This window comes from Paenibacillus sp. FSL H8-0261, from assembly GCF_045040645.1.
GTDB lineage: Bacteria > Bacillota > Bacilli > Paenibacillales > Paenibacillaceae > Paenibacillus_AQ.
Window position 1 is genome coordinate 688,350 of sequence record NZ_CP150297.1, and the last position, 13,117, is coordinate 701,466.

At 44.9% G+C, this 13,117-nt stretch carries 8 protein-coding genes; 7 read left to right on the forward strand and 1 reads right to left on the reverse strand.

Annotation, left to right across the window (positions count from 1 at the left end):
- Positions 1-30: 30 nt before the first annotated feature.
- The 6 genes from MHI27_RS03085 to MHI27_RS03110 all read left to right on the forward strand — a co-directional run bounded on the left by MHI27_RS03085 (position 31) and on the right by MHI27_RS03110 (position 8,643).
- A complete protein-coding gene (locus MHI27_RS03085; protein WP_081383094.1) occupies positions 31-1,446 on the forward strand; it encodes a DUF58 domain-containing protein in 1,416 nt (471 codons plus the stop codon).
- Positions 1,415-3,808 carry a DUF4129 domain-containing transglutaminase family protein gene (locus MHI27_RS03090; RefSeq protein WP_405175544.1) on the forward strand — a complete coding sequence of 798 codons (2,394 nt, stop codon included), beginning with the start codon at positions 1,415-1,417 and terminating at the stop codon, positions 3,806-3,808. The genes MHI27_RS03085 and MHI27_RS03090 overlap by 32 nt, the downstream gene beginning before the upstream one ends.
- A gap of 160 nt (positions 3,809-3,968) precedes the next feature.
- On the forward strand, positions 3,969-5,507 hold the full coding sequence (gene guaA, locus MHI27_RS03095; RefSeq protein ID WP_405175545.1) for a glutamine-hydrolyzing GMP synthase: 1,539 nt from the start codon (positions 3,969-3,971) through the stop codon (positions 5,505-5,507).
- Between the two features lie 242 nt (positions 5,508-5,749).
- Entirely contained in the window at positions 5,750-6,463 is a 714-nt protein-coding gene (deoD, locus tag MHI27_RS03100) for a purine-nucleoside phosphorylase (protein WP_405176688.1), read from the forward strand.
- A 129-nt stretch (positions 6,464-6,592) separates the two neighbouring features.
- Entirely contained in the window at positions 6,593-7,771 is a 1,179-nt protein-coding gene (gene deoB, locus MHI27_RS03105; RefSeq protein ID WP_405175546.1) for a phosphopentomutase, read from the forward strand.
- Positions 7,772-7,899: 128 nt separating this feature from the next.
- The gene (locus MHI27_RS03110) at positions 7,900-8,643 is read left to right on the forward strand and encodes a GntR family transcriptional regulator (RefSeq protein ID WP_405175547.1); all 744 of its coding nucleotides are present in this window, start codon (positions 7,900-7,902) and stop codon (positions 8,641-8,643) included.
- Between the two features lie 103 nt (positions 8,644-8,746).
- On the opposite strand, the gene MHI27_RS03115 is transcribed toward MHI27_RS03110, so the two are convergent.
- Positions 8,747-10,324: a carboxylesterase/lipase family protein gene (locus MHI27_RS03115; protein WP_405175548.1), complete on the reverse strand. Its 1,578-nt coding sequence runs from the start codon at positions 10,322-10,324 to the stop codon at positions 8,747-8,749.
- Between the two features lie 234 nt (positions 10,325-10,558).
- On the opposite strand from MHI27_RS03115, the gene MHI27_RS03120 reads away from it, so the two are divergent.
- A complete protein-coding gene (locus MHI27_RS03120; protein ID WP_405175549.1) occupies positions 10,559-13,093 on the forward strand; it encodes a GH39 family glycosyl hydrolase in 2,535 nt (844 codons plus the stop codon).
- Positions 13,094-13,117: the final 24 nt, after the last annotated feature.

The window sequence follows — 13,117 nt, forward strand, 5'->3', positions numbered from 1 at the left end:
GAAAAAACAAATGTCTGGGCACCCTTTTTCATGGGAAGAATAGATAGTAATAAGTTCCTGAGCTGGGAACAAGTCTATGACCAAAGGATGGGTGTCCCATTGTCCTCTTCATCACTAATTGATCAATTGAAGAAAGATGCCGGAAGTGTCAAAAGCTTCTCTTATCCGCGTAGCCGAAGTGCTCTGATGGAATGGTTAAGGATGCTAACTGTGGCTGGAATTATAGGTGCTTTATATGTTTGGCGAGGAGGTCCGTCTTTGCTGTTTCTCCTGATCGTTGTTGGAGTTATTATGCTCGGTGGACTTATGCTTCAGCTCTCTGGTCCACGGACGATTAAGCTAGTTCGTACAATTACTCCTGCGAGACCGATGGCTGGAAATACACTTCATGTGAAGGTACAGCTGAGCTTCTCTTCTCGGTTGCCTCTCCCTTGGATGACCATTGCCGATTATTGGGGTGATAGCCATCATCAGAAGCTGCTATTTCCTGGATTCAAACGTTCTTTTTCATACACATACACGATTGAAAATTTATCTCGCGGCAATCATCATCTGCTTGGCTGTAGAGTAACTTGGGGAGATTTTCCGGGTTGGTTCACGGGAAGATCTGAACCGGATGGAGGACAGAGTTTTAAGGTGCTGCCAGCGCCTTTATACTTTGGTGGAACTGTACCAGATAGCGGATTTATGACGGGTGACACCTTGTATTCTAGAAGGGGAAGAAGCATCAGCGATGAGGCTTTGGAATCCAGGGATTATGAGCCAGGAGATCCACTTAGCCGAATTCATTGGAAGAATAGTGCAAGAACGGGAGCACTGCAGAGCAAAGTTCCAGAACGGGAAAAGGCAAGAATGACCTGTATCGTATTGGCTAATGACCCGTTCAGCTACGAGGTTCCTACAGATGCGCTTAAACCTCGTGGGAGCCGAGACGATTCGCCTCCAGCATTTGAGAAAGCGGTGTCGACTGCGATGGGGCTGATGCTCTCCGCTGAGCGTTCAGGTGCTTATGTTCAGTTGTTTAGCGGCGGTTGGCCAGAAGGTATGGCTAGACATGAAGGTCTGGGTAAAATCCCAGGGAGAGTGCTGGATATTCTGACTGAAATTTCTCTGGATGGCACTAGAAACCTGTCGCTGCTGCTTGATGATGCCTCCCGAGGCTGGATTCCGGGGATGACAGTAGCCATTATCACGGGACGGCTAGAAGAGGAATCTGCCAAGGTGATTGCCAAGTTCTTGATGCAAGGTGTGAAGGTGGAGCTTTATTATGCTTGGGACCAATCAGCACCGAAGCCAGGGGAGGCTCGCCAGCCTGGAAGGGGAACTGTCGGAGATAGTTTGGCTCGTCTTGGAGCACGAATGTTTTGTCTGGATGATGCATTGCCAGCATTCAGATTCAGGGAGGTAGAGTTCCATGAATCATCCGGAAAACCAACACTACGGTAAGGGAAAATCGGGTGATACAGAACTGGCTATGAATGGCTTTCAGTTCAACTTGGGGCAAATAGAGAACAGACATGCCGGTAAGCAGAGAAAAGTGCCTCTGTACTATCGTTTGCTGTTCTCTTTGGCCATTATGGGGCTATTTATTGAATGGTTACTCCCTTTATATAGGTCTGCTTTATTAGAAGATACCTCCAAGATGCTACAAGTTCTAATGGTATTGGCGGCAGTGTTGCTGTTATGGGGGATATTTCAGATTCCGGGGTGGCTACTGCTAAGTATTCAATTTCTTATTACTGTTTCAGCATGGTTTTACTTATGCAGTGGGGGCGAAGGCATAGGGTGGTTAGGGATTTATGCGGACGAAATTCCGAATGATCTCATTCTGCTTCTTTCAGGACATGTTTCTCAGTTAAGCGAGATCAGCAGGCTTTTGATATTGATTGTAGGTTGGGGGCTATTGGTATCCTCAGTACAGCAGCTGGCACTCTTCCGAGGGAGTACAGTGCTATTCACAGCAGTTACAATCATTTACTTGCTGATCTTGGATATGGGCTTTGACGTCAATACCACAATGGATATTGTGATATCAATGGGTCTTATTTTTTGGATGCACGCGATGAGTGGTCTCCTGCGTCTTCAAGAACGTGAGGGAGCTACTACACTGCCTTATGCACGTTGGGGAGGGCTGACTTTGGCGACAGCCATTGTCGTGATGGCAACAGCATGGTTCGGTGGGCAGCTGCTCGGGGCAAGACCAACCAGCGAGCTTACGTTGCAATCGACATTTCAGAAGCTGCAGACTTGGGCTTCAGGCCATTTACCAGAAGATAAGGCGTCTAATGCTTCAGGAACAACAGGGTATAGTTCGAATGACGGTGAACTCGGTGCTCCGTTATCCCGCAATACTGAACCAGTCTTTACAGCTATAACTAGCGAGCGTACTTACTGGCGAGGTGAGAGCATTGCTTACTACGATGGTCGCCGATGGATCAGGGGGGGCGAAGAGTTTATGCCGCTTAATCTGTCTGGTATTCCAAAGAATCCTTCATTGATGCTAAGCGGTGAAACTAGGAAACGAACACTTCAACAGCGGATACAATTTGCCACCCCTTCTTCCGGGGGAATTCCTTTATTCAATGCGGGAATAATAACTGATGTTGAGTCGGTTGAACTCTTGGGCGGAAGTAAACTGGGATATGTGCTGTCTAACATAGACAGAGAGAGTTTTCGTCTGCCTGATTCAATAGGCTCTGCACGGATCACAGAATATTCAGTGGAGTCCTTACTTCCTGAGAGCGATCCAGTACTGCTTCGTGGTTTAAGCAGTAGCGATCCTCAGGACATTATGGGCAAGTATTTGCAATTGCCAGATTTGTTACCCGTACGAGTGAGAGATCTGGCGGAGATGCTTACAGCTTCTTCAGGTAACCGCTATGACTCTGTAACTGCCATTAAGGATTACTTACAACATGGATATTCCTATACGTTGAACACAACGGTTCCACCATCCGGATCTGATTTTGTGGATCGCTTTTTATTTGAGACGAAACAAGGCTACTGTGTTCATTTTGCAACAGCTATGACCGTACTGCTGCGCAGTGCAGGAATTCCTGCTCGTTATGTTCAAGGCTTTGGGCCTGGGACCTTGCAGGACGATACTATGCCGGCGAAGTATTTAGTCACCCAGGGCGATGCCCATGCTTGGGTGGAGGTCTATTTCGCCGGCGCCGGTTGGGTCCCATTCGACCCAACGCCTGGCCCCGCCCTTGCCGCCGGCTTCGCCGCACCGGCGCTGCCTGCGGCAGCCTCGCTCGCGCCGCAAGCTGCGCGAAGCGCGGTCCTGCCCGCCCTGCCGATGGCGGGCAGGACCTCTGCCGCGCCGCTCGCTGCCGCGGCGCTGCTTCCCGCCGCCGCTTGGCGCTGGCGGCGTAGCCTGGCTCTGCTGCTGGCCGCGCGCAGCGCCAGCAGCATGAGCCGCGAGAGGCAGCTGCGCGCTGCCTCTCTAGCTTGGCACGGGCTGGCGGAGCGGTATGGACCGCCGCCGCCCGGTGTCACTGGCAGGGAGTATGTGGACTCCCTGCAGATCTACGATGCCGGACTAAGCGAAGCCGTCCGGCAGTTCGTACGCCAGTGGGAGACCCTGGCGTACGCGCCTTCAGCCATCGTCGCAGCCGATCCCGTGAACGAAATGCCTACAATGTCTGCAACGTCTAGAATGTCAGCAAGGTCGATGATATCTGCAATCCCTGCAATGTCTGCGGCGCCAGCATCACCCGCACCGGCAGAGATCAGCGAGCTTACTACTCATGATGCGTCCGCGTTTATTCGTGAATGCCTGATCATCACCTTCCGGTTAACTTAATCGGTCAGAACAGCTGATGCTGCTATACAATTCCTTCCATGGAAAGGAATGTTCTTCATGAAGTTTAACTCTCTCCTATTATGAGAAGTGTGTTCTCCTTTCCTTGACGATGAGAATTAACCATGAGTATAATGAATCCAATAATCAAGGGAGGCTCGTAATGAATAAGCCAAATGAAATTATCGTCGTTCTCGATTTTGGGGGACAATACAACCAACTTATCGCGCGCAGAATTCGGGACTTGGGAGTATACAGCGAACTTTTGCCGTACAATACGCCAGTAGACAAGATCAAAGCACTTGCACCAAAAGGGATTGTCTTCTCTGGTGGCCCTAGCAGTGTATATGCTGAAGATGCTCCACATGTAGATCCAGCGATCTATGATTTAGGAGTACCGATCTTCGGTATTTGCTATGGTATGCAGCTAATGGCTCACCAACTTGACGGTAAAGTGGAACGCTCCGCTAAACGTGAATACGGTAAAGCCGATATTGATTTTGAAGAAGGTACTGCACTCGTTGCTGGGCTAGAGAGCCGTCAGACGGTATGGATGAGCCACGGTGACCATGTAGTTGAACTTCCAACAGGATTCAAGCTGGAGGCAGGAACTGAAAGTGCTCCAATCGCGGCAATGAGCAATGATGAGCGTAAATTGTTCGCGGTTCAATTCCACCCAGAAGTACGTCACTCTGTACATGGTAATGAGATGATCTCGAACTTCTTGTATCAAATTTGCGGTTGCGACGGCAAATGGACGATGGAATCGTTTATTGATGAAGCTATTCAAGATATTCGTAACCAAGTTGGAGACAAAAAAGTACTCTGCGCACTTAGCGGTGGCGTAGATTCTTCCGTAGTTGCAATGCTTATTCACCGTGCAATCGGTGACCAATTAACTTGTATGTTTATTGATCACGGTCTTTTGCGTAAAGGTGAAGCTGAAAGTGTTATGGAGACCTTCGTAGGTAAATTCGATATTCATGTCGTGAAAATCGATGCACGCGAGCGCTTCATGAGCAAGCTTGCAGGCGTTGAAGATCCAGAGCAAAAGCGTAAAATCATTGGTAATGAATTCATCTACTGTTTTGATGAAGAATCGGCCAAGCTTGGAGATTTCGCATTCCTTGCACAAGGTACCTTGTATACGGATATTGTTGAGAGCGGAACGGCTACAGCTCAAACGATTAAATCCCATCACAATGTAGGCGGTTTGCCGGAAGATATGAAATTCAGCTTGATTGAGCCATTGAATACCTTATTCAAGGATGAAGTTCGTAAATTGGGTGAAGAGCTAGGAATGCCGCATGCAATTGTTTGGCGTCAGCCTTTCCCAGGTCCGGGTCTTGCTATCCGTGTATTGGGTGAAGTTACAGAAGAGAAGCTTACTATTGTGCGTGACTCTGATTTCATTTTGCGTGAGGAAATCGCTAAAGCAGGCTTAGATCGTGAAATTTGGCAGTACTTCACTGCATTGCCGAACATGAAGAGTGTAGGGGTTATGGGTGATGCTCGTACGTATTCTTACACTGTGGGCATTCGTGCAGTAACTTCCATCGATGGTATGACTGCGGACTGGGCACGTATTCCGTGGGACGTGCTTGAAAAGATTTCTGTACGTATTGTCAACGAAGTAGAGAACGTAAACCGTATCGTATACGATGTAACTTCGAAACCACCTGCAACAATCGAGTGGGAATAGGATCGGTGCAACTATAGAGTTCAAAAAAACTCTCTTTTATTTGCGTTATTTAGCAAATAAAAGAGAGTTTTTTTATTTCTCAAGTAAAGGGTTGTGCTGGAGACGCCGTTTTCACAAATCTTTCATGAACACGTTTTGTTGAAAGGGCTTGCAACCCTCGAAAAGTTATGATAAATTGTACTTGTCTAAAAAATAGACAAGATAAACAAGTACATTTTCTACTAAAGGGGCCAATCAAAATGATGACTATTTCCAAAGAGACACCTCATATTAAACCGAACGGGGTAGAGATCGCTGAATCGATTCTGTTGCCTGGTGATCCTTTAAGAGCTAAGTTCATTGCGGAAACTTTTTTAGAAGATTACCAGTGCTTTAACGAGGTAAGAGGAATGTTAGGATATACCGGTACTTACAAAGGGAAGAAAATCTCTGTTATGGGTACGGGAATGGGTCCAGCGAGCATGGGGATTTATTCTTGGGAATTAATCAATATATTTGGAGTTAAGAATTTAATCAGAATTGGTACCTGTGGTGCAATGCAAGAAAACATTGAGCTATACGATGTAATTTTTGGTATGGGAGCTGCAACGGATTCCAATTATGGTCATCAATATAATTTACCTGGACAATATCCACTAACGGCTTCTTTTGAGCTTTTGGAGAAAGCTAAGAAAATAGCAGATGATAAAGGACAAAAGGTTCATATTGGTAATATTTTATCCAGTGAAATATTTTATAATGCGGATCAGGCAGCTAATAAAAAGTGGCAGGATGTAGGGATTTTGGGTGTTGAAATGGAATCTGTAGCCCTCTATTGGAACGCTATCCAAGCACGTGTAAATGCGCTGTGCATTCTAACAGTGAGTGATCATCTTATTACAGGAGCACAGACCACTTCGGAGGAACGCCAAACTGCATTTACTAAAATGATGGAGATCGCATTAGAGTTAGCGTAAATGCTTTCCTTCTATGTGAAACTAATGTAAACGATATAAAGTTTATACAGCATGAGATATTGGAAGCCTATTATGAAAAGTCGTTCCGGTTATATTATTTTTAATTACTAGATAAGGGATGAGAGTAGAATGAAGAAATTTAAACGTGTACATTTGATCGTCATGGATTCAGTAGGCATTGGAGAAGGAAAAGACGCGGATCAATTTAACGATGTTGGCTCCCATACCCTTTTACACATTGCAGAACATATGAATGGATTAAATCTGCCCAACCTGGCCAAATTAGGTCTATCTAATATTGAAGAAATTTTGGGTGTTCCAAAAGCAGAGAGACCACTTGCTTATTATACTAAATTACAGGAAAAATCAGTCGGGAAAGATACAATGACAGGTCATTGGGAGATCATGGGTTTAAATATTGATCAACCTTTTAATGTGTATCCAAATGGATTCCCCGACGAATTAATTAAACAGATCGAGGACATAACTGGCCGAAAAGTAGTAGCGAATAAGCCTGCAAGTGGAACGGCTATTCTTGATGAATATGGCGAGCATCAAATGAAAACAGGGGATCTGATCGTTTATACCTCTGCTGACCCGGTTCTGCAAATTGCAGCTCATGAAGAAATCATCCCATTAGAAGAGTTATATGATATTTGTGAAAAGGTTCGGGAAATCACCAAAGACCCTGCCTATTTAATTGGTCGTATTATTGCCAGACCTTATGTAGGCCAACCCGGGAAATTTACGAGAACCTCCAATCGTCATGACTATGCCTTGAAACCATTTCATAAAACGGTTATGAATAGCTTGCAAGACGGAGGTTATGATGTCATCGCCATTGGTAAAATCAATGATATTTTCGATGGTGAAGGCGTTACAGAATCCATTCGTACAAAAGACAATATGGATGGCATGGATAAACTGCTTGATGTAATTAAAAAAGATTTCACTGGAATGAGCTTTTTGAATTTAGTTGATTTCGATGCTTTATACGGTCATCGTCGTGATCCGGAAGGCTATGGAAGAGCATTAGAGGAATTCGATAAACGATTAGATGAGGTATTCGATTCCATTCTAGAAGATGATTTGATAATCATTACGGCTGACCATGGAAATGACCCAACCTTCCCTGGTACAGACCATACTCGTGAGTTTATTCCTGTTCTAGTCTATTCCAAGCAATTAAAGGACAGTGGCGCATTACCTGAGCATGATACCTTTGCTGATATCGGTGCGACTATAGCGGATAACTTTGATGTTAATATGCCAGACAACGGTGAGTCTTTCTTGCCATTTCTTAAATAATTGATATCACATAAAAACCTCCAAAGTTTCTGTTTGGAGGTTTTTACGTTGTGATTGAAGCAGAGAATGACATTCCTTGTCGCTTGAAAAATGATGTGTCATAATGGGGAGAAAAGGACATCAGATGAATGAACACACATAAACTAGATAAATTGAAACGGCCGCTTTATATCAATGTATATGATGAGCTTCTTCTTCAGATTAACAAAGGAGAATACCGCGTAGGTAGTCAGCTTCCTTCAGAACCGGATTTAGCCAAAAAACTTGGGGTTAGTCGCGCTACTTTACGGCAAGCTTTAGTTCTTTTGCAAGATGATGGATTAGTAAGAAATGTACGTGGTAAGGGAAACTTTGTACTTGAATCTTCTTTTAAACAAGAGGATATTCAATTAGAGAAACTGAGCAACCCCATGCATAAATGTCATATAAGCGCATTTGACCAAGTAGATCTACATTATCGGCTGGACCCGCAAACGGAACATACCAAACAAGTATTAAGAAGAGATTCAGCTACAGTTGTAGCTTTGGAGCGTTTGTATAGAAAGGGAGGCGAGCTACATGCTTACGCTTTTACTTTTATGTCCATGCAGACAGTAGAGAGGTTATCTTTGGATCTTGATAATAAAGAGAGAATGCTGGATTTTCTAGAGAAACAGGCTTATGTAGATGCTAACCATGGGAATATTGAAATAAAATATACGCATACCGTTAACTTAGCTGATCGGAAAGATAAATTAATGGGACGGAACGAGTGCTTTTTACTATTAGAAACCCTTTACGACAAAACAGAGCCAGATTATCCGTTAATGTATAATAAATTTTATATTCCACAGCAGTTCTCAAATTTAAAATTAATTTTGTCTAAAGGCTAACCAATAATAATAGATTAGAAAAACTCCCTTTTATCTGCGATATTTAGCAGACAGAAGGGAGTTTTTTTTGACCCGAATCAAAGAGTTTTCGAGGGGGGATTGCTTAATGCAAAATAAATCCTTCCTCTTCGGCTTCACTGCTTGGCAGGAAAGGCAGCTTCGGGTTCGTTTTCAATAAAGTATCCATCAACGCATGATCAAAATTATGCTTTAATGCACAGTTGCGGTCAAAAATCATGGTAGCCTCATCTCCCGGTTTACATGCCGGCCACTGTGGGAGGGAAGGGATGTTAGGATTGCCATAGCGTGCAAAGTTTACCCAGGCACCACAGATGCGTTCCTCCATCCGATCGGAAACTCCCGGAACGAGGCACACGGGAACACGATCCGTATTATGGAACACGAAAGGGATCTCAGCACAGTGCCATGCTGTCTTGCCGCCCTCAAAAGGAAATTCATAAGCAAACAAGTAGGAGTAGGTAGGAGCTTCCTCGTGTACGGATTTCTTCTCAATAAAGTCCTGGGTTGGAACACGGAAGAAGGTATCTAAGAATAGCAGGTCGGACAAGTGTTTATCCTGATATGCTTCCCTAAATTGTGTGACCAGCTTCTCCGTATGATTGCCATACTTTTGAGTCAGCATCTCCATGGTGGCATCCTCAGACACGTCCTGCTTGTTAGGAACACCGGGACCAAAAGCGAACTCACCAAATACGCTACCAATCAAGACCGGAATGGTCTTCGCATGCTCGGTAAAGCCCACCTCTCTTGGATCGCCTACATAGAATTCATTAGGCATAGGATTGCCGCCAATGTATTCCCCTTGCATTGCGAGCGCTGGTGCAACTTTATTATAAGCTGCTGCTAACTGAGGATAAGGAACCGCTTCCAATTTTTCTGCTTCGGCCTCGCTCATATTAAGCTCTGCTAACAGTGCCTTTACTATGGCGGTGCTATCGGTCTTGCGGGTGTCCAAAAACCCATCAATTAATCCGCTCTGAATAACGCCCTTATGGAACAGGCCGTCTGCTGCCGGAGTATTCATTAGTGTCCATACCTTCATACCGCCACCAGACTGTCCGAAGATGGTCACATTGTCCGGGTCGCCGCCGAAAGCTGTAATGTTTTCCTGGATCCATTTTAAAGCTGCTACCATATCGGCATTTCCGGCATTAGCGGAATTGACGTAATTATCTCCAAAAGCAGACAGGTTCATGTATCCCAGAATATTCAATCGGTGATTTAAGGTTACTACGACCACATCGCCGAACTCGCTAAGCTTGTCTCCTTCATAAGCTACCTGTTCAATAGAAGAGCCAGCTGCGAAACCGCCCCCGTGCAGCCATACCATAACAGGTTTTTTGGCCTGCGGTTCAAGGCTCTGGGTCCAGATGTTCAGATACTGACAATTCTCATCCATAGGCCAGTAACGGTGAGGAACCAGCACTTCCATGACGGGCTGATCCTGGGTTAACATGGGAGACACATAACCGTAAGCGAGTGCATCCTTAATTCCCTCCCAAGGCGCTACCTCTGTGGGCATCTGGAAGCGCTTGGCATCTGCGTACTTTATCCCGTGAAAGGTATGAGTGCCGTTGACCTGAAAGCCTCTCATTTTTCCAGCTTTGGTCTGTACAATGGGTTCTGCTGAGGAACATACGAAATTTTTTGCTGTCATCATGGAAATCCTCCTTACATCAGATAGCCCCATTATAATAAAAGAAGGATAGTGAAAAATATAGGAAACTTATCTGCTTTATCCTTATTCTTTGCTTCTTTTCTGGAGGTCAGCAGGTCTGGTCTCAGGATAAGAAAATAATCATGATAAAAAAGTCAAGAATCCCTTATGCAGCAAAATTCATCACCACCCTCTAGCTGATTGCTAAGTACGAAAAAAATGTGGAATAATGTCCATATGAAAACTACCTATGAGGTCATCACAACCAATCGTTATACTCCGTTCCGGTTATTGCTTCATCGCCCGAATCATGTGCAGATGCATTGGCATGAAAATTTAGAGATTATTTTTGTCCTGAAGGGCACGATCGAGTTGTTTCGGCAACAAGAGCGGCATCTTCTGCACGAATCAGCCATTACCGTTATTAATTCGAAGGAGGTTCATTCGATCAGTGGCGATGAGAACAGCTTGATCTTAGCGCTGCAGGTGTCTCATTCTTATATAGAAGAGCAGTTTACAGTAATTAAAGAGCTGCAGTTCCATTGTGATTCTTATCTATACGACCATCAGCATCAGATCGAGTTCGATCCGATCCGTCAGATGTTGGCGTACATGATGCTGACGTATACGAAACAAGCACTGGGTTATGAACTGGAGCTGAAAGGTTTATTGTTCCGGCTCATGGCGTATCTTGTTAAATATTATTCCAAGCCTTTGCAGGGCAAAGATGCATCATCCGATGTGAAGTTCATGGATCGCCTCTTGGCCATTACCGAGTTCATTCAACATAATTATGCGAAGCCGATCTCTTTAACAGAGATTGCTGAGCAAGAATTTTTGTCGGTGCACTATTTGTCTCGATTTTTCCAAAAGTTTTTGGGTACGACCTTCTCTCAATACCTTAACGGTGTGCGTCTGGAGCATGCTTTAGATGAATTGAATTACAGTGATTTAACGATCACCCAAGTGGCGCTAAATAACGGATTTCCCAGTATCAAATCATTTAATAAGGTATTCAAAGAGTTTTACGGAGCAACACCGAGAGAGTATCGCGCGAAGCGCGCGGGAGATATGTCCGCTTATGCGAATGCCAGAGCATCGAAGACTCCTAATTATCTGGAAATGAATCAACAGGATGCCTTCAAGGAGCTATTCAAATATTTGCCGAGCGAATCTCAGGAATCCAACTTTATTATGCAAGATAAAATGGTCATAAAGACAGAGAGCATCCACCTCGATGTAAATACTTCAACGCCGCTTATGCATACTTGGCGAAAATTGACTTCGATTGGCAAAGCGAAAGAGGGTTTATTCGGAGAGGTGCAGCGGCAGCTCATCCAGCTTCAGAAGGATATCGGGTTCTCCTATATCCGGTTTCATGGCATCTTCGACGACGAGATGATGGTGTATCATGAGAACGGACGAGGCGAGCCGTATTATCTGTTTACTTATGTGGATCAGCTATTTGACTTTTTCCTGAGCATAGGCCTGAAGCCGTTCATCGAGCTTGGGTTTATGCCTTCGAAGCTGGCGTCTGGTGATGCGACAATTTTCGTGAAAAAGAGCAATGTCAGCTATCCCAATCAATTAACGCGCTGGATGGGGCTCGTCGAAGCACTGATGGACCACTGTATCGAGCGATACGGCGTTGAAGAGGTGACTACTTGGTATGTTGAAGTATGGAATGAACCTGATGTCATCTCCTTTTGGAGCGGGACTCAAGAGCAGTATTTCACCTTCTATCAGGCAACCCATGAAGTGATCCGGAAGTATCCCAAGCTTAGAATGGGGGGGCCAAGCTTGTTGTCTCCAACGATTCTTAATGATACTTGGTTACAGGATTTTCTGTACTTCTGCATGCAAAACCATTGTTTGCCCGACTTTATATCGTTCCATAGCTACCCGTTCGATCAGATTTTTTACGATGCCATGCAGCTCGATGGGGGGATGTCGGAGGAATTCGTTTGGACGGCAGAGGAAATGTCGAAATATTGGACACTGTCGGCGGCTGAAGATTATTTATCGCAAGTCATCGTCAAAGCGCGTGATATAGTTGTTGAATCCGGAGCAAATATCAAGGAAATTCACTTGACGGAGTGGAATTCGAGCGGCAACCAACGAGACTTGATTCATGATACATGCTATCAATCCGCTTATATCGTGAAGAACGTCATCGATACGATCGACGAAGTGGATAGTCTTTGTTATTGGACGAGTACAGATTTTCTGGAAGAGTTTCTTGTGCCGAATCAAGTGTTTCACGGCGGACTCGGGCTGATGACGAACAACGGGATTGAGAAAGCTGCTTATCACGCTTATCAAATGCTTGCCAAATTAGGTTCTGAGATGATCCAGCGCGGCGAGAACTATTGTATTACGAGACAAGGAAATGAGATTCAGGTGCTCTTATTCCATTATGTACATACAGATGCCTTGTATCGTCGTAATGACGTCTCTCATTTGAATGAATACGATCGCTATCGCATTTTCAAGCATAACGATCCGCTCGAGCTTACCTTGGAATTGTCGGGCCTTGCGCCAGGCAGCTATCAGATTCGCAAAACAGTGTTGAACCGCCAATGGGGCAGCTCCTACGATCGTTGGGTGGACATGGGACACCCCGTACATCTTCATTCGGAGGATATTTCCTATCTAAGGAGTGTAAGTCTTCCGAAACGGGAAATTTTCGTTCAACTCATCGATCAGCAATTTAATCTCAAAGCAGAACTTTCACCGCATGAAGTCCAATTGTATGAAATGAAAAGAATCTAATCTATGATAAATCGACCCCTAGCA